Source organism: Sanguibacter sp. Z6_81 (assembly GCF_057180625.1).
The window spans coordinates 569,594-593,798 of the sequence record NZ_JBXUFV010000002.1; the positions used below are offsets into that span (position 1 = coordinate 569,594).

18 protein-coding genes are annotated in these 24,205 nt (G+C 70.4%); 6 read left to right on the forward strand and 12 right to left on the reverse strand.

Annotated elements, in window-relative coordinates:
• Positions 1-28: 28 nt before the first annotated feature.
• From AC2AXK_RS07605 to AC2AXK_RS07625, 5 genes are all read right to left on the reverse strand, one after another.
• The gene (locus tag AC2AXK_RS07605; protein ID WP_484344747.1) at positions 29-1,330 is read right to left on the reverse strand and encodes a deoxyguanosinetriphosphate triphosphohydrolase; all 1,302 of its coding nucleotides are present in this window, start codon (positions 1,328-1,330) and stop codon (positions 29-31) included.
• 65 nt (positions 1,331-1,395) lie between these two features.
• Positions 1,396-3,219, reverse strand: coding sequence for a glycoside hydrolase family 13 protein (locus tag AC2AXK_RS07610; protein ID WP_484344748.1), 1,824 nt, complete (start codon positions 3,217-3,219; stop codon positions 1,396-1,398).
• Positions 3,216-4,115, reverse strand: coding sequence for a sugar ABC transporter permease (locus AC2AXK_RS07615; protein ID WP_484344749.1), 900 nt, complete (start codon positions 4,113-4,115; stop codon positions 3,216-3,218). The genes AC2AXK_RS07610 and AC2AXK_RS07615 overlap by 4 nt, the downstream gene beginning before the upstream one ends.
• Before the next feature lies 1 nt (position 4,116).
• Complete coding sequence (locus AC2AXK_RS07620; RefSeq protein ID WP_484344750.1) at positions 4,117-5,724, reverse strand: ABC transporter permease subunit; 1,608 nt, start codon at positions 5,722-5,724, stop codon at positions 4,117-4,119.
• Between the two features lie 155 nt (positions 5,725-5,879).
• The gene (locus AC2AXK_RS07625) at positions 5,880-7,121 is read right to left on the reverse strand and encodes a sugar ABC transporter substrate-binding protein (protein WP_484344751.1); all 1,242 of its coding nucleotides are present in this window, start codon (positions 7,119-7,121) and stop codon (positions 5,880-5,882) included.
• 292 nt (positions 7,122-7,413) lie between these two features.
• Between AC2AXK_RS07625 and AC2AXK_RS07630 the strand changes: the two genes are divergently transcribed.
• Entirely contained in the window at positions 7,414-8,484 is a 1,071-nt protein-coding gene (locus tag AC2AXK_RS07630) for a LacI family DNA-binding transcriptional regulator (RefSeq protein ID WP_484344752.1), read from the forward strand.
• 53 nt (positions 8,485-8,537) lie between these two features.
• A complete protein-coding gene (locus tag AC2AXK_RS07635; protein ID WP_484344753.1) occupies positions 8,538-10,325 on the forward strand; it encodes a glycoside hydrolase family 13 protein in 1,788 nt (595 codons plus the stop codon).
• Positions 10,326-10,441: 116 nt separating this feature from the next.
• On the opposite strand, the gene dusB is transcribed toward AC2AXK_RS07635, so the two are convergent.
• Together dusB and AC2AXK_RS07645 are read right to left on the reverse strand one after the other, a co-directional pair.
• A complete protein-coding gene (gene dusB, locus AC2AXK_RS07640) occupies positions 10,442-11,662 on the reverse strand; it encodes a tRNA dihydrouridine synthase DusB (RefSeq protein ID WP_484344754.1) in 1,221 nt (406 codons plus the stop codon).
• A gap of 58 nt (positions 11,663-11,720) precedes the next feature.
• Positions 11,721-13,109, reverse strand: a complete 1,389-nt coding sequence (locus AC2AXK_RS07645) for a glycine--tRNA ligase (RefSeq protein WP_484344755.1) — start codon at positions 13,107-13,109, stop codon at positions 11,721-11,723.
• 168 nt (positions 13,110-13,277) lie between these two features.
• Here AC2AXK_RS07645 and AC2AXK_RS07650 point away from each other — a divergent pair, with 168 nt between their 5' ends.
• Genes AC2AXK_RS07650 through AC2AXK_RS07665 form a run of 4 tightly spaced genes read left to right on the forward strand, consistent with a single transcriptional unit; the run spans position 13,278 to position 16,349 of the window.
• Entirely contained in the window at positions 13,278-14,237 is a 960-nt protein-coding gene (locus AC2AXK_RS07650; protein ID WP_484344756.1) for a metal ABC transporter substrate-binding protein, read from the forward strand.
• On the forward strand, positions 14,234-15,037 hold the full coding sequence (locus AC2AXK_RS07655) for a metal ABC transporter ATP-binding protein (RefSeq protein WP_484344757.1): 804 nt from the start codon (positions 14,234-14,236) through the stop codon (positions 15,035-15,037). Before AC2AXK_RS07650 ends, AC2AXK_RS07655 begins: the two co-directional genes overlap by 4 nt.
• Positions 15,034-15,963: a metal ABC transporter permease gene (locus AC2AXK_RS07660; protein ID WP_484344758.1), complete on the forward strand. Its 930-nt coding sequence runs from the start codon at positions 15,034-15,036 to the stop codon at positions 15,961-15,963. The genes AC2AXK_RS07655 and AC2AXK_RS07660 overlap by 4 nt, the downstream gene beginning before the upstream one ends.
• Entirely contained in the window at positions 15,951-16,349 is a 399-nt protein-coding gene (locus tag AC2AXK_RS07665; RefSeq protein WP_484344759.1) for a Fur family transcriptional regulator, read from the forward strand. The genes AC2AXK_RS07660 and AC2AXK_RS07665 overlap by 13 nt, the downstream gene beginning before the upstream one ends.
• Before the next feature lie 13 nt (positions 16,350-16,362).
• Here AC2AXK_RS07665 and AC2AXK_RS07670 read toward each other — a convergent pair whose 3' ends face one another.
• The 5 genes from AC2AXK_RS07670 to AC2AXK_RS07690 form a co-directional block, all read right to left on the reverse strand.
• Positions 16,363-17,217 carry an isoprenyl transferase gene (locus AC2AXK_RS07670; RefSeq protein ID WP_484344760.1) on the reverse strand — a complete coding sequence of 285 codons (855 nt, stop codon included), beginning with the start codon at positions 17,215-17,217 and terminating at the stop codon, positions 16,363-16,365.
• Positions 17,217-18,026, reverse strand: a complete 810-nt coding sequence (recO, locus tag AC2AXK_RS07675; RefSeq protein WP_484344761.1) for a DNA repair protein RecO — start codon at positions 18,024-18,026, stop codon at positions 17,217-17,219. The genes AC2AXK_RS07670 and recO overlap by 1 nt, the downstream gene beginning before the upstream one ends.
• A 69-nt stretch (positions 18,027-18,095) precedes the next feature.
• Complete coding sequence (leuA, locus tag AC2AXK_RS07680) at positions 18,096-19,847, reverse strand: 2-isopropylmalate synthase (RefSeq protein WP_484344762.1); 1,752 nt, start codon at positions 19,845-19,847, stop codon at positions 18,096-18,098.
• Between the two features lie 178 nt (positions 19,848-20,025).
• On the reverse strand, positions 20,026-21,852 hold the full coding sequence (locus AC2AXK_RS07685) for a variant leucine-rich repeat-containing protein (protein ID WP_484344763.1): 1,827 nt from the start codon (positions 21,850-21,852) through the stop codon (positions 20,026-20,028).
• Positions 21,853-22,007: 155 nt separating this feature from the next.
• On the reverse strand, positions 22,008-24,053 hold the full coding sequence (locus tag AC2AXK_RS07690) for a DUF7937 domain-containing protein (RefSeq protein ID WP_484344764.1): 2,046 nt from the start codon (positions 24,051-24,053) through the stop codon (positions 22,008-22,010).
• Positions 24,054-24,205: the final 152 nt, after the last annotated feature.

The window sequence follows — 24,205 nt, forward strand, 5'->3', positions numbered from 1 at the left end:
CCGCTCCGGCGAGGTCCGGGACGTGCGGTCACACGTACGTCGTCGACCGTCCCGGCTGGACGAGGCGCGCGTGCCAGTGCGCGGCACTGACGTCCGTGAGCGAGGCCACTTGGTCGATGACGACCCGCAGGCGCGCCGCGTCGTCCGCGGCCTCCTTCCAGTCGACGGCGAACGCCGGCTCGAGCGCCACGGGTGCCCGCTCGGCGATGGTCGTCACGAGGTCCGCGATGAGCTCGCGCTGCCTGATGTACAGGGGCTCGCCCTCGCGCGGCGCCATGATGTAGGCGACCGCGAGGCCCTTGAGCACGAGGATCTCAGCGAGGGTGTGGGCCGGCACGATGAGGGTGGCGGCGTACCGCGTGAGGGGGCCGTCGCCGTACTCCGCGCGGGTGGCCTCCTCCGCGGCCTTCGCGAACCGCCCGATGAGCTGGCTCGTCGTGTCCTTGAGGACCGCGAGCGCCCGCCGGGACCCGTCGAACCCGTGGAGGAGCAGCCCGGCGGCATCGAGGCGGTCGATGGCCGCCCGCAGACCGTCGGGCGAGACGAGGTGTCCGTACCAGGCCTCGACCGCGTCGATCACCCTCGCCCGCTCCTCGTCGGCCGCGAGCACCGCGAGGTCGAACCGGCCGCCGACGATGCCGTCCTCGACGTCGTGCACGGAGTAGGAGATGTCGTCCGCGAGGTCCATGACCTGGGCCTCGAGGCACTTCACACCGGCGGGTGCGCCCTCGCGCAGCCACTCGAACACCGGGAGGTCGTCGGTGTACACCCCGAACTTGTGCGTGGGCCGGCCGTCGAGACCGACCGGTCCCTGCTGGTACGCCCACGGGTACTTCACGGACGCATCGAGACTGGCCCGGGTGAGGTTGAGGCCGGCTGCTGACCCGTCGGGGGCGAAGACCTTGCCCTCGAGCCGGGTGAGCAGGCGCAACGTCTGCGCGTTGCCCTCGAACCCCCCGATCGAGCTGGCGAGGTACGCGAGCGCACGCTCGCCGTTGTGCCCGAACGGCGGGTGCCCGAGGTCGTGCGCGAGGCACGCGGTGTCGACGACGTCCGGGTCGCACCCCAGTGCCTTGCCGAGCTCGCGGCCCACCTGGGCGACCTCGAGGGTATGGGTCAGCCGCGTCCGGATGAAGTCGTCGGACTCCGGACCGAGCACCTGGGTCTTCGCGCCGAGCCGGCGCAGCGCGGACGAGTGCACGATCCTCGCGCGGTCACGCTCGAAGGGCGTCCTGGCTTTGCTCTTCGGGGCCTCGCTGACCCAGCGTTGCCGGTCGGCGCTGGAGTAGCCGGTGCCGAGCGGGTCGACGGTCGTGTGTGGTGTGGGCACGGTCCAACCCTAGCCACACCCTGTGCGGCGCAGGAGCGTGCGCGCACAGGTCCGCGGCGTCGCCACTACCCCACGCGCCACACGCCGACGGCCGGGCCGTCGCCGGGCAGCTCCCAGCCCCGCTCGGACCGGTCGAGCCCGCGCGTGCCGTACAACGTCTCGGGTGTGCCGTCGCACACGCCCGCAGGCAGGGCTGCGCCCGACCACGGCCCGCGGGCGACGAGCACGAGGACGCTCTCGTCCGGCGTCTCCCGCAGGAAGGCGACGGCGTCGTCCTCCACGACGGCCCACCGCAGACCACCCTCGCGCAGCGCCGCCACGTCGCGGCGCAGCGCGATGAGACGGCGGTACACCGCGAGGGTGTCGTCGTCCCAGCGCGCCGGAGCGTCCCAGGGCATGGTGACGCGGCCGTGCTCACCGGTGGTGCCGGTGGCACCGATCTCGTCCCCCGCGAACATCACCGGTGTCCCGGGGTAGGTGAAGAGCAGACCAGCTGCCACCTCGACCATCGCCAGGCTCCCGGCAAGGGTCCGCAGGCGCGGGGTGTCGTGCGACCCGAGCATGTTCCACTGCGTCGCCAGGACCTTCCAGGGCACCGCGGAGTCGAAATCTCGCATCGTGTCGACCATGGCTCCGCCGGAGCGGCGCGGGAGCGGGACGGGCATCCCCGTCGCGGGCAGCTCGGCGCCCGGGTCCACGACCCACGACCACACCGGTCGGGTGAACGCGGAGTAGTTCATGGTGCCGTGCCAGCCGTCGCCCACGACGTCGGCACCCGCGTCGTGGAAGTGCTCCGCGACGAGCACCGACTCCGGGTTGACCTCGTCCATCGTCGCCCTGATCGCGCGCGCGACCTCGTGGGTGACGTCCTGGTCCGCATAGCGCCCGGTCATGTTCGCGACATCGACCCGCCATCCGTCGAGCGCGAACGGCTCCGCGAGCCACCTGCCGATGACGGAGCCCGGCCCCGACGTCATCCGGTCCGCGAGCGCGGGTGCGGAGTGGTCGAGCTTCGGCAGGGACGCGTGCTCGAGCCAGCTGACGTAGCCGGGCTCGTCCTGCGTCCAGTAGTAGAAGGACGCCTCCTCGCTGCTCGGGTCGTCGGTCGCGGTGGCGAACCATTCGTGGGACACGCCCGTGTGGTTCGTCGTGATGTCCCCGAGGATCCGCATGCCGCGCGCGTGCACCGCAGCGGACAGCGAGACGAGCGCCTCGTCACCGCCGAGCACGGGGTCCACGTGCGAGAAGGTGCTCGCGTCGTACCGGTGGTTGGAGCGCCCCGGGAAGATCGGGGTGAGGTAGACCGCGCCCACGCCCAGGTCGCTGAGGTGGTCGAGGTGCTCCTCGACGCCTCGCAGGTCACCCCCGTAGAACTGCTCGCCGACGCCCGGCCCCGCCGCGATCGGCTCGTCGTCCCAGTCGGCAGGCACCGCCCAGTCCGGCACCTCGCGCTCGGCACCGCTGCGTGCGAAGCGGTCCGGGAAGATCTGGTAGACGACCGTCTCGGCCATCCAGCGCGGTGCCGGGGCGTGCACGGTGAGCCGGAAGTCCGCCGCGTCCGGGACCTCCCGCGCGAACAGCCCGCGGCCGTTGAGCCACTGGTAGCCGCCGGGCTCGTCGAGGAGGAAGCGGTAGGACGTCACGGGGTTGTGGACGAGCACCTCGCCCTCGTACCACCGGTCCGTCGCCGTCCGCTCCGCGAGCCGCATCGGCGCGAAGCGGGGCTCACCGTCGCGGACCATCCGCAGGTGCACGGCGCGCTCCTGCCGTGCGACCGGGACGCGCAGGCGGACCGTGACGCGCTCCCCGAGCTCGGGCGTCGTCGTCGAGACGTACAGGGCCGATCCGTCGTGGTGCGGCTCGCCGAGCAGGTGACCGGCGTCGCTCATCCCTTGACCGCCCCCGCCGTCAGGCCCGAGACGATGTACTTCTGCAAGAAGATGAACAGCGCGACGACGGGGATCGCGCTGATGACGGCCCCGGCCGCGAAGATGCCCCAGTTCGCGGACAGCTGGTCGGAGACCCACTGGTAGAGCCCGACCGCGAGCGTCCAGTTCCCCTCGGACTGGAGGATCAGCTTGGCGAGCAGGAAGTCGGAGAAGGTGCCGACGAAGGACAGGAGCGCGACCACCGCGAGGATCGGCGCCACGAGCCGCAGGATGATGGTCCAGAAGATCTGTGCGTGGGACGCACCGTCGATCTTCGCGGCCTCGTCGAGCTCCATCGGGATCGTGTTGAAGAACCCGTACATGAGGAACGTGTTCACCCCGAGTGCGCCACCGAGGTAGACCATGATGAGCGCGAGCCGGGAGTTCAGCCCGAGGATCGGGATGACCTCGCCCAGGCTGAGCAGCAGGAGGAACACCGCGACGAAGGCGAGCACCTGCGGGAACATCTGCACGACGAGGAGGCTCGTGAGCCCCAGGCGACGTCCCTGGAAGCGGAACCGGGAGAAGGCGTACGCGGCCGCCGCACCCATGAGGACGGTACCGATCGAGGTGACCGTCCCGATGACGAGGGTGTTCACCACCCATGTCCAGAACTTCGTGTCGCCGAGTGCGACGAAGTTGTCCCAGGTGAAGGAGCTGAACAGCCTCGTCGATCCTGTCAGCGTCCCGCCGTCGGAGACCGACGCCGAGAGGATGTAGAGGATCGGGAAGCCCGCGTAGGCGATCGCGAGGACGCCGACGACGTAGCGCCAGCCCACCTCGCGCCACCAGCGGCGGCGTGCGGACGTGCGGCGGTCGCTCGGGAGGTCCTGCTGGGGGACGGTGGCGGTCGACATGTCAGTTGATCTCCTCGAGTGCGCGCGACTTCTTGAAGCTGATCACCGAGATCGTCGCGACGATCAGGAAGATGATGATCGACAGGGCGCTGGCGAGCCCGTAGTTCTTGGGCGCACCACCGTCGAGCCCGGAGATGGAGTACACCATCGTGATGAGGATGTCGGTCGAGCCGATCGGCACGGAGGCGTCCCGGAACATCGGCCCTCCCCCGGTGAGCATCTCGATGATGTTGAAGTTGTTGAAGTTGAAGGCGAACGACGAGATGAGCAGCGGAGTCACGGCGATGAGCAGCAGCGGCATCGTCACCGATCTCCAGATCCGCAGCGGGCCGGCGCCGTCGATCTTCGCTGCCTCGATGGTCTCGGCCGGGATCGACTGGAGCGCTCCGGTCGCGATGAGGAACATGTAGGGGAATCCCACCCACATCTGGACCCCGAGGACGGCGAGCCGCGCGAGGACCGGGTCGCCGAGCCAGTTGACGTCCATCCCACCGAGGAACGTCTCGTTGATGAAGCCGTACTTCGTGTTGAGCATCCCCCGCCAGAGCAGGAAGGACATGAAGGCCGGGAACGCGTACGGGAGGATGAGCAGCGCCCGCATGAGGCGCCGGAACCGCAGCCGGGGGTCGTTGAGCACGATGGCGAAGAACAGCCCGATGAAGAACGTCCCGGCGACCGAGACGATCGCGAAGACGAAGGTCCAGATGAGCACCTTGACGAACGGCACCGAGTAGCGCTCGTCGCCGAAGGCGGTCTTGAGGTTGTCGAGACCGGTGAACACCCGCCAGCCGACGTTGAGCTTCTGGCCGTCGGCCGCCTCGAACTGCCCCTCGTCGTTCGCCGTGTAGACCACACCCGTCTCGGTGTTGGTCATCGTGTCGGCGGCCTCGTCGTACTCGAGGACCGACTCGTAGACGTAGCCGTTGCGCCCGTCCTGCGTGCGGATCGAGCCGCTCTCCGGGTCGTCCGAGAACGCGACGCGCAGGTCGGCGACGGCCCGCTGCTCTGCGAGCACCTCCTGGCGGTCAAGGATGTCGAAGCCGGAGACCTCGGTGATGGTCCCGTCGGTCACCTCGGCGTCGACGACGGAGAGCGGCTCCTGCGCCGTGCCCGCGCGGACGTCGTCGCCGTCGACGATCGCGAATCCCAGCGAGTCGCCGTCGCTGAGCACGACGAGCGGGTAGCTCTCGGTGCCCTCGACCCGCTTCTCGTTCTGCGCGAGGAGCGCCGCGACGGCCTGCTCCTTCGTGCCGTTGTGACCGTCGCCGTAGTTGGTGAACGCGACGTAGCCCGTGTACCCGATCGTGAAGATCTGGTAGATGAAGAGGAAGGCGACACCCGGCAGCAGGTACTTCATCGGCAGCGCGCGCTTCGTGAAGTACACGAGGTTGAGCAGCACGAGCAGCGCGATCATGCTCCACGCGATGACCAGCGAGTCGACCGCGAAGGCGGAGATGACGACGTACACGCCGAGGGCATCGAGGATCGCGACGATCGCGAGCTTGACGAAGAACCCGCGACGGAAGTCTCGCGCGTGGGAGACCGAGGACGACCCCGGTGTCGAGGGACGCTGCACCTCGGCCTCGTCCAGCTGATGGGGGGCGCTCATGTGTTCCTCCGTGCGACGTGCCGGGCCGTCTCGCCCTGGCGGGGCTCCAGCAGAAAGATCGGGGTGCAGGCGGCCGGCCCGGAGCCGACGGCCTGCGGCGTGGCCCGCCCCAGGTCGGGGCGGGCCACGCCGGTCATACGTGGGTCATCCGAGGGTCAGGATGCCGCGTCGATCGCGCTCTGGATGTCGACGACCATCTTGTCCCAGGCCTCGGCCGGGGTGGCCTTGCCAGAGACGATCGCTGCCTCGGTGTTGCCCCAGAACGTCCACACCGATGCCATCTCGGGGATGGACGGTGCGGGGACGGCGTCGGCCGCGGCGTCGCGGAAGCCGGCGACGATCGGGTCGCTCGCGGCGACCTCCTCGGCCGCGGCGGTGAGCGCCGGGAGACGGTCACCGACCTCGTACAGCGCGACCTGTGCCTCGGTCGTGGACATGTAGTCGGTGAGGAACTCGTTCGCGAGGAGCTGGTTGTCGCTCTCACCGTTGACGAAGAACCCGGGGGCCCCCATGAACGGCTGCGACGGCTGTCCGCCTGCGGACGGGACGGGGTCGATCGCGAGGTCGAGGCCCTCGAACGACGCGACCATCCACGGGCCGCCGATGATGAACGGCGAGTTCCCGTTCTTGAACTCCTCGACGACGATGTCGTACGTCGTGTCGATGTCGAGGATGCCCGCGGCACCCTGCTCGGCGAGCCACGCGGCGTAGGCCTGGCCGGCCTCACCGCCGAGGGTCAGCTCGCTCGTGTACATGCCTTCCGCGTCCTGCGCGAAGACCGTCGAGCCGAACGACGTCTGCATCGGGTAGTGCGTGTACGGGTCGCCGGCCTCACCGTTGCTCTGGATGAGCACGGGGAACGGGGTACCGGCCGCCTGACCTGCTGCGACCATGTCGTCCCACGTCGCGGGGGCCTCGGGTGCGAGGGCCGTGTTGCGGATGAGCGCGACGTTCTCGACCGCGTACGGCAGGCCGTAGAGCTGTCCGTCGAGCGTGTAGACCTGGAGCGCGACCTCGTCGAACTCCGCGGCCTTCTCGCCGATCTCCAGCGGGGCGACGACGCCGTTGTTGACGAACTCGCCGAGCCAGTCGTGGGCACCGACGGTGATGTCGGGGCCCTCGCCGGTCGGGACCTGCGCGAGGAAGTCGGGCCGGATGTCGTCGAAGTTCTTCTGGACGAGCTCGACCTCGACGCCGGTCTCCTCGGTGAAGGCCTCGGCAGCCGCCGCGACGGGTGCCTCGCGGGTGTCGTCGACCCAGATCGTCAGGGCGTTGTCCGAGCTCTCCGCCGCAGGGGCGTCCGAGGCGGTGCTGTCGGTGGCCTCGTCGTTCGTGCCGCACGCGGCAAGGGTGAGGCTCGTGGCCACGAGGCCGGTCAGTAGGATGCTCCGTCGCATCGTGAGTCTCCAAGTGGTGAGGGTGTTCCGGCCGCGGCCGGTGTCATCCACCGTCGTCGGCCCTGTCCTCAGGACGCTAACCGCTGCTTGGCACAACCTGCAAGGTCTTGCAGCAACTTTCAGGCAACAATCAGGTTCGCATCGAAATTTCGTCCTGTTCGTTGCAGATTGACGGCGGATCTCTGCGGATCTCGACCGCCGTTGCCGCGCGATTGGCTTACTGTAAGTTGTTGCAAGCGCACGTACCCATCGACCCGGGGATCCGTCCCGCTCGACGACAAGGAGGTCTGGCGTGTCTGCGATCCCATCCGACGGCCCTGGACCCAAGACCCGTCTCACCGACCTCGCGAAGCAGGCCGGCGTGAGCACCGCGACCGTCTCGCGGGTGCTCAACGGCAAGGTCGGCGTCGCCTCCGAGACGCGGCAAGCGGTCCTCGCGGCCCTCGACGTCCTGGGCTACGAGCGCCCCGAGAAGTTGCGGAACCGGTCGGCGGGACTCGTCGGGCTCATCGTCCCCGAGCTCACCAACCCCGTCTTCCCTGCCTTCGCCCAGACCATCGAGAGCATGCTCTCCCAGCGCGGGTACACCCCGCTCCTGTGCACCCAGTCCCCGGGTGGCACCACCGAGGACGAGTACATCGAGATGCTGCTCGACCACTCGATCGACGGCATCCTCTTCGTCTCCGGCCTGCACGCCGACATCCACGCGAGCCGCACCCGCTACGACCAGCTGCGCAGCCGGGGCGTCCCCCTCGTCTTCATCAACGGCTTCGCGCCCGAGGTGGACGCGCCCTTCGTCTCTGCCGACGACGTCGCCGCGATGGAGCTCGCCGTACGCCATCTCGCCTCGCTCGGGCACCAGCGGATCGGGCTGGCGATCGGCCCGGACCGCTTCATCACCGCCCGCCGCAAGCTCGAGGGCTTCCGTGACGCGCTCTCCCGGCACCTCGGCATCGACGACGCGAGCGAGCACATCGCCACCTCGCTCTTCACCGTCGAGGGAGGCCAGGCCGCCGGCGGCGACCTCATCGACAGCGGGCACACCGCGATCGTCTGCGGCTCCGACATGATGGCGCTCGGCGCCGTCCGGGCCGCGCACCAGCGCCGCCTCTCCGTCCCGGACGACCTCTCGGTCATCGGCTACGACGACTCGCCGCTCATCGCGTTCACGGACCCGCCGCTCACGACCGTCCGTCAGCCCGTGTCCGCGATGAGCCATGCGGCCATCAGCGCGCTCATCTCGGTCATCGACGGCTCGCCCGCGCCACGTTCGGAGCTCCTCTTCCACCCCGAGCTCATCGTGCGCAACTCGACCGGCGCCTCGCCCGAGATGCGACTGCACTCGGCGCAGCGCGCGACCTAGACCTTCTCTCCCCGATCGCTCCCCCAATCCCAGAGGACAAGGAACTCGTCGACGTGACTCGTATCGATTCGCCACCTGTGGACGCGCCGCCCGTAGCGCTCACCACGACCTCCCCAGGTGTCACCGTCATCCACCCCGCCAACGACACCGCTCGTGAGTGGTGGCGCAGCGCCGTCATCTACCAGGTCTACCCCCGGTCCTTCGCCGACGGCAACGGCGACGGAATCGGTGACCTCCCCGGCATCACGTCGAGGCTCGACCACCTGCGTGCGCTCGGTGTCGACGCCCTGTGGCTCTCGCCGTTCTACCGCTCGCCCCAGGCCGACGCGGGGTACGACGTCGCGGACTACCGCGAGGTCGACCCGCTGTTCGGCACCCTCGAGGACTTCGAGACGCTGCTCGAGCGTGCGCACGACCTCGGCCTGCGGGTCATCGTCGACCTCGTTCCCAACCACACCTCGGACGAGCACGCCTGGTTCACGGCGGCGCTCGCAGCCGGGCCCGGCAGCCCCGAGCGCGCGCGGTACATCTTCCGCGAGGGCAAGGGTGACAACGGCGAGCTCCCCCCCAACAACTGGAAGTCGATCTTCGGCGGCCCCGCCTGGACCCGGGTGAGCGACCGCGAGGCCGCGGCGACCGACGGGATCACCGACGGCGAGTGGTACCTGCACCTGTTCGACACCCGCCAGCCCGACCTCGACTGGGAGCACCCGGAGGTCCGGTCAGAGTTCGAGTCCGTCCTGCGCTTCTGGCTGGACAAGGGCGTCGACGGGTTCCGCATCGACGTCGCGCACGGGATGGTCAAGGCCGAAGGTCTGCCCGACTGGGACGGCGAGGTCGCGATGGTCGAGGGCACGACCGAGGCTGACGGATCCACCGGGGCGGGCAACAGCGGCCCCATGTTCGACCAGGAGGGCGTGCACGACATCTACCGTGCGTGGCACAAGGTCCTCGCGGACTACGACGGAGACCGCGCCCTCGTCGCCGAGGCGTGGGTCGAGCCCCTCACCCGGCTCGCGCGGTACGTCCGCAGCGACGAGATGCACCAGGCCTTCAACTTCTCCTATCTCACGACCGCATGGAGCGCCCCCGCGCTGCGCGCCGTCGTCACGGCCTCGCTGCAGGCCTCCGACGAGGTGGGTGCCCCCACCACCTGGGTGCTGTCCAACCACGACGTCGTGCGCCACGCCTCGCGCATGGGCCTCACCGGCGCGGCGGTGCGCCCCAACGGCATCGGCCGCACCGACCCGCAGCCCGACGCCGAGCTCGGTCTGCGCCGTGCCCGCGCGGCGTCGCTGCAGATGCTCGGCCTGCCGGGCTCCGCGTACCTCTACCAGGGCGAGGAGCTCGGCCTCCCCGAGCACACGGATCTCGACGACGACCTCCGGCAGGACCCGGCCTGGTGGCGCAACGGGTACACCGAGGCCGGCCGCGACGGCTGCCGTGTGCCGATCCCGTGGGAGGCGGACAAGCCCGCGTACGGCTTCAGCGCGACCGGCGAGTCGTGGCTCCCGCAGCCGGAGACGTACCGGGCGTGCGCGGCGGACGTGCAGCGCACGACGCGCGGATCGACGTACGGGATGTACGCCCGCGCGCTCGAGCTGCGCCGCGAGCACGACCTCGGACTGGGCTCCCTGGGCTGGGTCGACGAGCTCACCGCGTCACCCGCCGTCCTCGCGTTCCTCAACAACGACGTGCTCGTCGTGACGAACTTCGGCGACACCCCGGTGCAGCTGCCGGTCGGCGCCCGGGTTCTCGTCTCGAGCGACCCGGAGGTCGACGGCGCCCTCGACGCCGTCACCCATGTCGCGCAGGACACGACGGTCTGGATCCAGCGCTGACCTGGCGCCGCTGACCGGAGAACACGGCAGCCGCCGTGCCCACGGGGGCACGGCGGCTGCAGTGTTTCCTGGATGCTCGGACGGCGGGTGCGACCCGGTACCCGCGGAACCGTGCCTCAGCCTCCGGAGACGCTCAGCTCGGCCTCGAGGAGCTTCGCGCGGAGCTCGTCGCTCAGCTCGCGCGAGTCGAGCCACCCGTACGGCACGTGCGGCTTCTTCGGCGACCCCTGCCGACCTCGCTGACCCTCCGCGTCCTTGCCCGGGTAGGGCTGGTCGAGGTCGAGCGCGTCGAGGCGCTCACGCAGCTCCGCGAGGGTCGAGACGAGCGCGAGCCCGGACCGGGCGTCCCCGCCGACGGCGTACCCCTTGAGGTACCACGCCATGTGCTTGCGCAGGTCACGCAGCCCACGACCTTCGTCCTCGAAGAACTCGGCCATGAGCTCGCCGTGCCGGTAGAGCGTCTCGGCGACCTGCCGCAGGCCCGGTCGGACGCGCTCGTCGGAACCCGCGAACGCGGCGGCGAGGTCGGCGAAGAGCCATGGCCGGCCCTGGCAGCCGCGTCCGACGACGACCCCGTCGCACCCGGTCTGACGCACCATCTCCAGCGCGTCCTCGGCCGACCAGATGTCGCCGTTGCCGAGCACGGGGATGCTCGTCACGGTCTCCTTGAGCTGGCGGATCGCCGACCAGTCCGCGGTGCCCGAGTAGTAGTCCGCCGCGGTGCGGGCGTGCAGCGCGACGGCCGCGACCCCCGCCTGCTCGGCGATGAGACCGGCGTCGAGGTACGTCAGGTGCTCGTCGTCGATGCCCTTGCGCATCTTGACGGTGACCGGGACGTCGTACGGTGCGGCCGCCTCCACGGCCGCCTCGACGATCCGCGTGAACAGCTCGCGCTTCCACGGCAGGACCGCCCCGCCGCCCTTCTTCGTCACCTTGGGCACGGGGCAACCGAAGTTGAGGTCGACATGGTCGGCGCGGTCTTCGCCCGCGATGATCCGCACGGCTGCGGCCACGGTCGCGGGGTCGACCCCGTACACCTGCGCCGAACGGGGCGACTCGTCCTCGTCGAAGCTGACGATCCGCATGGACTCGGCGTTGCGCTCGACGATCGCGCGAGATGTCACCATCTCCGCGACGTACAACCCGTCGGGCCCCTGCTCGCGGCACAACCGACGGAAAGCGGCGTTCGTCACGCCGGCCATGGGAGCGAGGACGACCGGGGTGGTCACGGTGTGCCGTCCGATGCGCAGCGGCGGGAGCAGCGGCGCGCCCGCCGCCGGGGGCTGCCCCCCGGCCGTGGGCGCACCGGCTCCGGCAGAGACGGTAGAGAGAGTCATGGGGTCCATTGTCCCACCGCGCCCGGCGGCCGTGGCCGGGCGCGGTGGGACGTCGGGGTCAGCAGCCCAGGAGGCGGGCGCCGAGGTACGCGGTGACCTGGTCGAGCGCGACGCGCTCCTGGGACATGTCGTCCCGGTGGCGGATCGTCACGGCCTGGTCGTCGAGCGTGTCGAAGTCGACGGTGATGCAGAAGGGCGTACCGATCTCGTCCTGGCGGCGGTACCGGCGCCCGATGGCCCCGGCGTCGTCGAAGTCGACGTTCCAGTTCCGGCGCAGCTCGGCGGCGAGGTCACGCGCCTTGGGCGAGAGCTGCTCGTTGCGGGAGAGCGGCAGCACAGCGGCCTTGACGGGTGCGAGCCTCGGGTCGAGCCGGAGCACGGTCCGTACGTCGACACCGCCCTTGGCGTTGGGCGCCTCGTCCTCGGTGTACGCCTCGACGAGGAACGCCATGAGGGAGCGGGTCAGCCCCGCAGCGGGCTCGATGACGTACGGCACCCACCGCTCGTTCTTGCCCTGGTCGAAGTACGAGAGGTCCTTGCCGGAGTGCTCGGAGTGGGTCTTGAGGTCGAAGTCCGTGCGGTTCGCGATGCCCTCGAGCTCGCCCCACTCGCTGCCGCTGAACCCGAAGCGGTACTCGATGTCCACCGTGCGCGTGGAGTAGTGGGAGAGCTTCTCCTGGGGGTGCTCGTAGTGGCGCAGGTTCTCCGCGGAGATACCGAGGTCGGTGTACCAGGCGGTGCGGGTGTCGATCCAGTACTGGTGCCACTCGGCGTCCGTGCCGGGCTCGACGAAGAACTCCATCTCCATCTGCTCGAACTCCCGGGTGCGGAAGATGAAGTTCCCCGGGGTGATCTCGTTGCGGAACGACTTGCCGATCTGCCCGATGCCGAACGGCGGCTTCTTGCGGCTGGCGCCGAGCACGTTGGCGAAGTTCACGAAGATGCCCTGCGCGGTCTCCGGGCGCAGGTAGTGCAGGCCGGACTCGTCCTCGACGGGGCCGAGGTACGTCTTGAGCATCATGTTGAAGTCGCGCGGCTCGGTCCACTGTCCGCGGGTGCCGCAGTTCGGGCAGGCGATCTCCGCGAGCCCGCCCTCGGGGACGCGGCCCTTCTTCTCCTCGAACTCCTCGAGCATCTGGTCCTCACGGAACCGCTTGTGGCAGGAGAGGCACTCGGTGAGGGGGTCGGTGAACACGCCGACGTGGCCGGACGCCTCCCAGACCTTGCGCGGCAGGATCACGGCCGAGTCGAGGCCGACGACGTCGTCGCGGCTCGTGACCATCGTGCGCCACCACTGGCGCTTGATGTTCTCCTTGAGCTCCACGCCGAGGGGCCCGTAGTCCCAGGCGGAGCGCGATCCTCCGTAGATCTCCCCGGACTGGAAGACGAAGCCCCGACGCTTCGCGAGGGAGACGGCGGAATCGAGGCGAGAGGGCGCTGTGGCCACGGTGATCACTCCAGGTGCATCAGTGCCCGCACGTGGCTCGTGGGGCAGGCGAGGGGGTGAGCGCGAGGTGCGCGCCCACCCCAAGGTTACTCGTCGGGCACCTCGGCCCTGCCCGGGTGCGCCGGGCCGGATTGACAGGGACCCGGCGTAAACCTGAGAATGATCCTCATGTTCGCGTTCCGCTCGTCCTCCACCCACCAGCGTCGACGCTCCGCCGCAGCGACCGGCGCGCTCCTCGCGCTCGCTGCCACGACAGCGTGCACCCCAGCCGAGGAGGACGACGGACGCCTCCAGGTGCTCGCCTCGTTCTACCCCCTGCAGTACGTCGTCGAGCAGCTCGGCGGCGACCTCGTCGACGTCACCTCGCTCACCCCGGCCGGAGCGGAACCGCACGACCTCGAGCTCTCCCCCGCCCACTCGCGCTCGGTCGGCGACGCCGACCTCGTCGTCTACCTGTCCGGGTTCCAGCCCGCCGTCGACGACGCCATCGACGCCCGCGACCCGCAGCACGTCGTCGACGCTGCCGACGTCGCGTCGCTCACGAGCGCCGAGCACGACGAGCACGCAGACGACGAGCACGCGGACGACGACCACGACGCGCACTCCCACGGCGACCTCGACCCCCACTTCTGGCTCGACCCCACCCGGCTCGCGGCAGTGGCAGAGTCCGTCGCCACGGAGCTCGCCGAGGTCGACCCGGAGAACGCCCAGACCTACACCGAGCGCAGCGCCGAGCTCGTCGCGTCGCTCGAGGAGCTCGACGACGAGCTCGCCACCGGGCTCGCCGGCTGCGCCGGCCGCACGGTCGTGACCTCCCACTCCGCGTTCGGCTACCTCACGGACCGCTACGGCCTCGAGGAGGTCTCCATCTCGGGCATCGACCCGGAGGCCGAGCCCCCGCCCGCACGCCTGCGCGAGGTGGCGGACGTCGTCCGCGAGACCGGGGTCACGACGATCTTCTTCGAGAACCAGGCGAGCTCGAAGGTCGCCGACGTCCTCGCGAGCGACCTCGGAGTGTCCACGGCGGTGCTCGACCCGCTCGAGAACCTCGCCGACCCTTCCGAGGACTATCGTTCCGTCATGCTCGCCAACCTCGACGCCCTGCGCACCGGTCTCGGCTGCGCATGAGCGACGGCCCACGCGCACGTCCGGCAGTCCCCGCCGTCGAGGCCCGCGACCTCCACGTCACGCTCGGCACGAGCCGCATCCTGCGCGGCATCGACCTCACGGTCGCCGACGGCGAGGTCGTCGCGCTCCTCGGTGCCAACGGCTCTGGCAAGTCCACGCTCGTGCGGACCCTCGTCGGGATCCTGCCCGCGACCCGAGGAACCGTGAGCCTCTACGGCACGCCGCTCGGACGGGCCACCCCCTGGCACCGGATCGGGTACGTCCCCCAGCGCGTGAGCGGGGCGACCGGCGTGCCCTCGACCGCCGCCGAGGTCGTCTCCGCAGGTCTGCTGCACGGGCGACACATCCGCCCACCGCGGGACTGGCGGTCGCGAGCGACGCAGGCGCTCGACCAGGTCGGCCTCGCGGACCGCGCCGACCGGTCCGTCAACGAGCTCTCCGGCGGCCAGCAGCAACGCGTGCTCATCGCCCGCGCCCTCGTCCGCGAGCCCGACCTGCTCGTCCTCGACGAGCCCGTGGCTGGCGTGGACCAGCCGAGCCAGCAGATGTTCGCCACCACTCTCGGGCGGCTCGTCGCGGGAGGCACGACCATCCTCGTGGTGCTCCACGAGCTCGGTTCCCTCGCTCCGCTCATCAGCCGGACCGTCGTGCTCCGGCACGGTCGCAAGGTGCACGACGGCGTCGCCGTCCCCCCGACCGCCGACCACGCCGACGCGTCGCACGACCACATCCACCCCCACGGTGACGACGTCGACCACCGTCCGCCACCGCTCATCCAGGACACAGGACTCACCTCATGACGCTCCTCGACGAGCTCGTCGGCATGCTCGGCGACCCGCTCATGCAGCGTTCGCTGCTCGCCGCGCTCGTCGTGGGCCTCACCGCGCCCGTCATGGGCACCTACCTCGTGCAGCGCCGGCTGTCCCTCCTCGGGGACGGGATCGGGCACGTCGCACTCACCGGCGTCGCACTCGGGTGGCTCATCGGGTCCGCGATGGGCCTCGTCGAGCGGGACGCGCTCGCCGTGCCCGGCGCCGTCGTGGCCGCCGTCGTCGGGTCGGTCGCCATCGAGATCGTGCGCGAGCGCGGTCGGACGAGCGGTGACGTCGCCCTCGCGCTGCTCTTCTACAGCGGCATCGCCGGAGGCGTGCTCCTCATCGGGATCGCCGGCGGGACCAACGCGAACCTCATGTCCTACCTCTTCGGGTCCATCTCCACCGTCACCGGCAGCGACCTCGTCCTCACCCTCGTGCTCGGCGCCGTCGTGCTCGCGGTGGGCGTCGGTCTGCGGGCAGCGCTGTTCGCGGTGTCGCACGACGAGGAGTTCGCCCAGGCGTCCGGGCTCCCGGTCCGGGCGTTGAACATCGCGATCGCGGTCACCGCGGCGCTCACCGTCACCGTCTCGATGCGCGTCGTCGGGCTGCTGCTCGTCAGCGCGCTCATGATCGTCCCCGTCGCCGTCGCCCAGCTCCTCACGACATCGTTCCGACGGACCATGACGGTCGCCGTGTGCATCGGCGTCATGGTGTGCGTGGTGGGTCTCTCCATCACCTACTGGCAGCCCCAGTCCCCGGGTGCGACCATCGTCGTCCTCGCCGTGGCGTGCTACGTCCTCGTCGCTGCGCTGCGGCCCGTCGTCGTCCGCCGACGCGCCGCCACAGATCCCCACCCCGACGTGCCCGACGACGTCGCCCTCACGGACGGAGCCGACACATGCAGCGCGTGACCCGCCAGCGGACCGCCATCGCGGAGATCCTCGACTCGACGGACGACTTCCGCAGCGCGCAACAGCTCCACGAGCTGTTGCGGGCGCACGGCCACACGACGGGGCTTGCCACGGTCTACCGCACGCTCCAGGGACTCGCCGATGCCGGCCAGGTCGACGTCCTGCGCACGGCGGACGGCGAGAGCCTCTACCGGAGGTGCGAGCGGCGCGAGCACCACCACCACCTCGTCTGCCGGTCCTGCGGGGCGACGATCGAGATCGACGGACCCACCGTCGAGGCGTGGGCGACGCAGGTCGGCACGCAGCACGGGTTCACCGACATCGAGCACACCATCGAGCTGTTCGGCCTGTGCGCCGCGTGCACGCCGGGCACGAGCGAGAGCTGAGCCGGTCGGGCGGTCAGTCACCGGCCGGGGGGTCGACGACGTCCCGCGGCCCCTGCTCCGCAGCCCGGTCGACGGCGCCGCCGTAACGCCGGTCCCGTCGGGCGTACTCCTCCACCGCGCGCCACAGGCTGCGCCGGTCGACGTCCGGCCAGGGCTCGGGCAGGAAGACGAGCTCCGCGTACGCCGACTGCCAGAGCATGAAGTTCGAGGTCCGCTGCTCGCCGGAGGTCCGCAGGAAGAGGTCGACGTCGGGCAGGTCGGGTTCGTCGAGGAACCGTGCGACCGTCCGCTCCGACACCTTCTCCGGGTCGAGGCGGCCGGCAGCGACCTCGCGGGCGATCGACCGGGCGGCGTCGGCGATCTCCGCGCGACCGCCGTAGTTGACGCACATCGTCAACGTGCACGTCGTGTTCTGCGCCGTCACCTGCTCCGCGGTCTCGAGCTCGGCGATCACCGAGCGCCACAGGCGCGGCCGACGGCCAGCCCAGCGGACACGCACGCCCCACGAGTTCATCGTGTCGCGCTGACGGCGCAGGACGTCGCGGTTGAAGCCCATGAGGAAGCGCACCTCCTCCGGCGACCGCTTCCAGTTCTCCGTCGAGAAGGCGTAGGCAGACACGTGCGTGACGCCGATCTCGATGGCACCGGCGACGACGTCGAGCAGCGCAGCCTCCCCGGCCTCGTGCCCGGCGGTCCGCGGCAGCCCACGGGCGTTGGCCCACCGCCCGTTGCCGTCCATGACCACCGCCACGTGCCGCGGGACGAACTCGAGGGGGATCTGCGGCGCGACGGCGCCGGACGGGTGCGCCGGAGGACGGACGGGCGCGGGCGCCGGGGGTGCCGCAGCCTCCTTGCGTGCTCGTGCCATCAGGTGACGTCCCTCTCCTGGGTCCTGGACACCTGAGCACGGTCCGGCACGGCACCGGGCCGCGTCGTCTGGGTGCCCGGCTCGCGGTCCACCAGGCGCAACGACCGCAGGGTCCGTTCGAGATGGTACTGGCTGTACGCCGCGACGATGCCGTTGCCCTCGCGCCGGTTGCGGTCGTCCGAGGCGTCGGCGACGGCCCAGTCGCCGCTGAGGAGCGCCGCGAGCAGCTCGACGGTCTGTGGTGCCGGCTCGGTCGCGCCCGGCGGCCGGCAGCGACGGCACACCGTACCGCCCTGCGCGACGGAGAACGCCCGGTGCGGACCCGTCTCGCCGCAGCGCGCGCAGTCCGAGAACGTCGGGGACCACCCGGCGACCGCGAGGGCACGCAGCAGGTAGGAGTCGAGGATCAGACCAGGTGCGTGGGCCCTGCTGGCCAACGCTCGGACGGCACCGGCGAGGAGCCAGAACTGCTGCACGGCCGGCTCACGCTCAGCCTCGACGAGCCGGTCAGCCGTCTCGAGCATCGCGGAGCCCGCCGTGTAGAGCCCGTAGTCCTCGCTGATCGGCCGGGCGTACGCGCCGACGGTCTCCACCTGCGTGACGATGTCGAGGTTGCGCCCCTCGTGGAGCTGCAGCTCGACGAACATGAAGGGCTCGAGCCGGGCACCGAACTTCGACGAGGTCCGGCGGACACCCTTCGCGACGGCGCGCACCTTGCCGTGCTCGCGGCTGAGGAGCGTGATGATGCGGTCTGCCTCACCGAGCTTCTGGGTGCGGAGGACGAGCGCTTCGTCACGGTAGAGGACCACGCCACCATTGTCCGTCATGCAGGTGACAGACACAGGTGCGAACGACCGACGTCGTCCGCACCCGCGGGTTCACGCCTGGGGCCGCCGCTGCCGGTTGACCGCCGAGATGATCGCGTGCAGCGAGGCCGTGGTGATGGACGGGTCGATCCCGACCCCCCACAGCACGTCGTCGCCCACAGCGCACTCCACGTAGGCCGCAGCGACCGCGTCACCACCCTCGGCGAGGGCGTGCTCCGCGTAGTCGAGGACGCGGACGTCGACGCCCACGCTGGCGAGGGCGTCGACGAACGCCGCGATGGGCCCGTTGCCCGTGCCCTCGAGGGTCACCGGCACACCGTCGTCGACGAGGTCGACCGAAAGCGTGTCCGGCCCGTCCCCGCTGCTCGACGCGCGCGTCCCGCGCAGGGAGAACCGACCCCAGGGCTCGTGCGCGCCGTCGGCCGGCGCAGGCAGGTACTCGTTCGTGAAGATGGACCAGATGTCCGCACCCGTGACCTCACGTCCGGCCGCGTCCGTGACGTGCTGGACGACCCGGGAGAACTCGATCTGCAGCCGTCGCGGCAGGTCGAGGCTGCGCTCGGTCTTGAGCAGGTACGCGATGCCGCCCTTGCCCGACTGCGAGTTCACCCGGATGACCGCCTCGTAGCTGCGACCCACGTCGCGCGGGTCGATCGGCAGGTACGGCACGCCCCACTCGAGGTCGTCGATGCCCACGCCGGCCTCGTCGGCCCGCGCCTGCATCGCGTCGAGGCCCTTCTTGATCGCGTCCTGGTGCGACCCCGAGAAGGCCGTGAAGACGAGGTCGCCCGCATACGGGTGCCGCTCCGGGACGGAGAGCTGGTTGCAGTACTCGGCGGTGCGCCGCACGTGGTCGATGTCCGAGAAGTCGATCTCGGGGTCGATCCCCTGGCTGAAGAGGTTCATGCCGAGCGTGACGAGGTCGACGTTCCCGGTCCGCTCCCCGTTGCCGAACAGGCATCCCTCGATCCGGTCGGCACCTGCCTGGTACCCCAGCTCCGCGGCGGCCACGGCCGTGCCGCGGTCGTTGTGCGGGTGCAGCGACAGCACGACGTTCTCCCGGTGGTTGAGGTGCCGGCTCATCCATTCGATCGAGTCGGCGTACACGTTCGGGGTCGCCATCTCGACCGTCGCGGGCAGGTTGATGATCACCTTGCGCTCGGGCGTCGGCTCGAAGACCTCGATGACCTCGTTGCAGATCCGCGCCGCGAACTCGAGCTCGGTGCCCGTGTAGGACTCCGGGGAGTACTCGTAGTAGACGGTCGTGCCGGGGATGGTCTCCTCGAACTTGCGGCACAGCTTCGCGCCCTCGAGGGCGATGTCGACGATCCCGTCCTCGTCCGCACGGAACACGACCTCGCGCTGCAGCACCGACGTCGAGTTGTAGAGGTGGACGATCGCCTGCTTGGCGCCGCTGATCGCCTCGTACGTCCGGGCGATGAGGTGCTCCCGGGACTGCGTGAGCACCTGGATGACGACGTCGTCCGGGATGAGGCCGTCCTCGATGAGGAGCCGGACGAAGTCGAAGTCCGTCTGCGACGCGGACGGGAAGCCCACCTCGATCTCCTTGTAGCCCATCGCGACGAGCAGCTCGAACATCCGGAGCTTGCGCTCCGCGTTCATGGGCTCGATGAGCGCCTGGTTGCCGTCACGCAGGTCGACGGCGCACCAGCGCGGCGCCTGGGAGATCACACGGTCGGGCCACGTCCGGTCGGGGAGCGACACCGAGAACTGGTCGCTGTAGGACCGGTACTTGTGCGTGGGCATCGGAGACGGCTGCTGGGGGGCGTGCTGAACGTTCATCGCTGATCCTTCGTCTGCGCGTCCTGGGACGCTCGGTGGCTGTTGACTGACGAGCCGGCACACCGACCACCGCGACGAGGAACCGGCCTACGAGGCCTCGTCGCGGCACAGAAGGAGCAGGATGACCTGCTGAGCAGTTCGCACAGCGACCACTGTACCCCTCCTGTGCCGCGCCGGGTCAGAACAGCTCGTCGGCGAGGACGCCGAGGTTGTCCTCCCACCACTGCTCGTCCGTGAGCTTGCCCTCGTCGTACAGCCGCACGGCGTTGGACCCGAGGATGCCTGTCGCGTCGCCGAACGTCCCCACCGTGCTGATGTACCAGCCGCCGTCCTCCTCCACCGCCACGAGCGAGAGGTCGCCGAGCCCGAGCTCCTCCAGGGCGGGGATGTCCTCGAGGCACCCGGAGAGCGTCTCCCCCTCGGCCGTCAGGTCGACGCACTCGGCGGTCATCGTCATGGAGATCGGAACGCCCTCGACCTCGCCCTCGACCGACAGCGTGTCGAGCTTGAGCCAGGCGACACCGTCCTCGCTGTCCCGCTCGGTGAACGTGGCAGAGATGTCGAGCGACTCGAGCACCTCGTTGATCTCCTCGAGAGCGTCCGAGTCGAGCGCCTCCTGTGAGCTGTACAGGGACATGAGGCGTCGGTCCGCGAGCGGGTACGACTCGAGCATGGGGTTGATGTCACCGGTGGAGTAGAACTCGAGGATCCCTGCCACCGCGCCCTCGGCGGCAGCCTCCGGCGAGTCGTACTTCCCAGCGAGGTCGTCCGACGGCATCGAGCCACGTTCGATGCCCTCGGACATGGCTGCGTACTCCATCATCGTCAGGTACGGGCTCACGTACCAGTCACCGTCCTCCTCGACGACCATGAGGAAGGGGTCGATGGACTCCGACTCGTCGCCGCCGCCCAGGGCCCCCGCGAGATCGGCTGAGTCGACGACAAGGTCCTCTGCCGTGATGGTCGTGGGGAAGGTCTCCTCCACGCCCTCGGTCATGCTGTCACGGAGCTCCTGCTCGTCAGGCAGCCCGGCCTCTTCCCCGAGCTCGAAGGTCTCCCAGAGGCTCGAGGCCTCGAGCCGGTCGAAGACCGCGACAGTCGCATCGCCGAGCTTCTCCGCGTCCGCGTCGACCTCGAGCTCCCCTCCGACGATGCTCACCTTGGCGAGGCCCGCCTCGATCTCCTCGACGTCGACCTCGAGCCCGGTGAGCTCGAACTCGAACGCATCGAGATAGTCCTCGAAGGTGTCCTTCGCGTCGTCCTCTCCCATGGCATCGGGCATCCGGTCCCGGAAGAGCTCGAAGCCGGTCGAGATCTGCTGCAGCTCGCTCGGGGAGAGCATGCCGTAGACGGCGACGAGGTCCTTGTCCGCCGCTCCCTCGATGAGCTTCGTCGCGGCGTCCTCTGGCGAGCCTGCTCCGCCGACCTTGGAGAACCACAGCTCGTTCGCTGCGAACGCCCCGCCCCCGACGAGGAGGACCCCGGCGACCCCGGCGCCGATCAACAGACCCCGTCGTGACGACTTCCTTGGTGCCTGCGCACCCCACTGGCCGTCTCCAGGCACTCCCCCGTAACCACCGGGCGTCGAACCATACGCACCGGACGCCGAACCGTAGCCGCCGGGCGTCGCGCCGTACGCCTGGTTCTGCCCGGGCAGACCGTAGCCCTGGCCAGATGCTCCCTGGCTCGGCTGAGCCGCGGCCCACGCGCCCTGCTCACCGTGGCCGGGGGCGCCGGGGGCCTGCGTCGCAGCGCCGGGCTGGACCTGCGCGGGCATGAACCCCGCGTGCTGGACTCCGGGGCCCGCTGCGCGCGCGTCGAGCGCGCGGTCGACGGCAGGATCCCCGAGCGTGCGCATCCATGCGAGAAGCTCGGGGTACGCGGTCGGGTTGCGGGCGATGGCGGGCCGCAGGTCCGGACGGTGGGTCGCGATCTCCCCGAGCAGGGCTGGGGGCGTCGATGGGTCGGCTGCCTGGGCGGCAGTGAAGTCGTGGGGGGAAGTCATGACCTGCCTTACGTCAACGGAATGTGCTGGGACCCTATCGGGACTCGGGAGTCGCACCAATGGGGAGAACTATCGCCCACCGGGTGAACAGCGAGCGGGGCATGCAGAAGGGCCCGGGCATGGATGCCCGGGCCCTTCTGCGTCACGCCGTTCGGTCAGCCCTGGCGCGAGCGCAGGGCTGCATCGACCTCCGGGTCACCGAGCTGCCCGAGCCACTCGACGAGCGCCGGGTACGTCGAGGGGTTGCGAGCGACGTGCTGGCGCAGCTCCGGCGCGTGCTGCACGATCTCGGCGAGCACCGCCGGGGCGGTCGACGGGTCGGCCGCCTGCGCAGCCGTGTACCCGTGCCCCTGCGACGCGGTGGCCGCGCCAGGGGCTGGCGCCTGCTGAGCCGGGTCCTGCTTGACGAACTGCTCTGCGGGAGCCTGCTGGGTCGGAGCCTGCTCGGTCGGAGCCTGCTGAGCGGGAGCCTGGGCGACGTGCGTCTGCCAGGCGCCTGACTGCGGAGCGTGACCTGCCGGGCTCCCCTGGCTGGTCGGGTGCGCCTGCTGCGCGCCCTGCTGCCCGGGGTACTGGTAGCTCGGGGCTGCCGGCGCACTCCACTGGTATGCCGCACTGTTGACGGCACGGGGCGCAGGTCGGTTGGCAGCGAAGTACTCCCGAACCTCCTTCGGGACGGTGAGCGCGACGGCGATGAGCGCGGGAAGACCGAAGGCCAGGAGCAGGTGGCCGACGGTGATGTTCTTCAGGTCAGGCCCGTACGAGTCTCCGGGGACCACGATGAAGATCACCAGACCGATGACGAACAGCGCGCCGGCCACGATGAGCGCGATCATGCGGCCGTTCGCCGGGTTCTTCTTCAGCTCCATGCGCGCGTACACGGCTGCGCCGATCGCGAGCAGGCCGAGGACGAGCGTCGTGACGACCGAGCCGGTGGGGGTGTCCCCGTCGACGAAGAACCACAGGACCGCACCGACGACAGCCGACGCGGCGACGAGCGCTGCGTAGTCGAGGCCGTGGACGGCGGTGCCGATCCACGTGTGCTCGCGCTGCTCGCGGCCGAGCGCACGCTTCGTCGCCGGTGCAGCGGCAGCCGCAGCTGCGGCCGGCAGGAAGATCGCGCCGAGCGGAGCGAGGGAGAGTGGGACGACGAAGTAGATGCTGAGGATCTCGGGGGCGAACTCGAGCACGGAGTCGTCCAGCAGCTGCATCGACTGGATCTTCAGGAGGGACGCCTCCTCGCTGGCTCCGAAGACGAAGGCGCACACGAGGATGACGCCGAGCCCGATGAGGGTGAGGCGCCAGCTCTGCGACCGCTGCACGACCGTCCCGTAGATCGCCCAGAGGCAGAACGCGGCCGAGAACAGCCACGCGACGATCATCCCGACGACGTAGATCGCTCCGGCGTCCATGAGGTCGCCGACCTTGGTGAAGAACATGATGAGCGCGACAAGGTGCGTCAGGGCGATGAGCCCCCCGATGCCCGCGGTGATCTTCCACCACAGCGCGTTCACCGCGCGGTCCTGGTCCTCCGGGCCGAGCTCGCACTGACGGGGCTGGGCCGCCAGGATCGCTCCGGCGAGGCCGAGGGCCAGGGACGTACCGACTCCCTGGTGGTCGTCGTTGGTGATCGCGTCGAGGACGACGTAGACGAGGACGACGACGACGTACGGCGCGTTCGCCACGAGCCGCACGAGGCGGGTGGTGTGCACCGTCCACGACGGCGGGAAGATGCTGGCGCGTGCGAGGTAGGGCAGCGCGAGGGACACGATGGACAGCAGGGCCGCGATCGTGACGATGTAGTTGAAACCGTCACCGATGCCCTCGAGGCCCCGGTCCACCGTCACCGGGAGCGCGAGCGAGACGAACAGGAGAAGCGCGGCCACGCCGTCGCGGACGAAGTCCGAGACGGGGATGCCCTGGAACGGGTTCGTCCGCGGTGTCGACGCCTGCTGGGCGTACTGCCCGGGCTGGCCCTGGTACTGGCCCGGCTGGGGCGCGTACTGGCCGGGCTGCGGAGCGTACGGTCCGGGCTGGCCCTGGTACTGACCCGGCTGGGGTGCGTACTGGCCGGGCTGCGGCGAAGGTGCGCCCTGTCCTGCGGGAGGCTGGGAGTACGAGCCCGGCTGCGGCGCCTGCTGGTACTGCCCACCCCCGGACGGGTTGCCGCCGGGGGGCGGCGCCTGACCTTCGTTGCTCATGTTCTTCCCTTCGTCGTTGCCGCCCGCTACGCGGCGGCACCACAGATGTCCTGTCCTGCTGCGGCGCTCCGTTGTCACGGGTCACCACCGTCGTCCATAACCTACCCACAAGACCACATCCGTGCGGCGCCCGCCCGACCGATGCTCGGCCG

Coding starts and splice junctions, on each gene's coding strand:
- AC2AXK_RS07610 (WP_484344748.1), bottom strand. CDS start 3,219: ATGAGCGACGCCGGTCACCTGCTCGGCGAGCCGCACCACGACGGATCG.
- AC2AXK_RS07615 (WP_484344749.1), bottom strand. CDS start 4,115: ATGTCGACCGCCACCGTCCCCCAGCAGGACCTCCCGAGCGACCGCCGC.
- AC2AXK_RS07620 (WP_484344750.1), bottom strand. CDS start 5,724: ATGAGCGCCCCCCATCAGCTGGACGAGGCCGAGGTGCAGCGTCCCTCG.
- AC2AXK_RS07625 (WP_484344751.1), bottom strand. CDS start 7,121: ATGCGACGGAGCATCCTACTGACCGGCCTCGTGGCCACGAGCCTCACC.
- dusB (WP_484344754.1), bottom strand. CDS start 11,662: ATGACTCTCTCTACCGTCTCTGCCGGAGCCGGTGCGCCCACGGCCGGG.
- AC2AXK_RS07650 (WP_484344756.1), top strand. CDS start 13,278: ATGTTCGCGTTCCGCTCGTCCTCCACCCACCAGCGTCGACGCTCCGCC.
- AC2AXK_RS07655 (WP_484344757.1), top strand. CDS start 14,234: ATGAGCGACGGCCCACGCGCACGTCCGGCAGTCCCCGCCGTCGAGGCC.
- AC2AXK_RS07660 (WP_484344758.1), top strand. CDS start 15,034: ATGACGCTCCTCGACGAGCTCGTCGGCATGCTCGGCGACCCGCTCATG.
- AC2AXK_RS07665 (WP_484344759.1), top strand. CDS start 15,951: ATGCAGCGCGTGACCCGCCAGCGGACCGCCATCGCGGAGATCCTCGAC.
- AC2AXK_RS07670 (WP_484344760.1), bottom strand. CDS start 17,217: ATGGCACGAGCACGCAAGGAGGCTGCGGCACCCCCGGCGCCCGCGCCC.
- leuA (WP_484344762.1), bottom strand. CDS start 19,847: ATGAACGTTCAGCACGCCCCCCAGCAGCCGTCTCCGATGCCCACGCAC.
- AC2AXK_RS07685 (WP_484344763.1), bottom strand. CDS start 21,852: ATGACTTCCCCCCACGACTTCACTGCCGCCCAGGCAGCCGACCCATCG.
- AC2AXK_RS07690 (WP_484344764.1), bottom strand. CDS start 24,053: ATGAGCAACGAAGGTCAGGCGCCGCCCCCCGGCGGCAACCCGTCCGGG.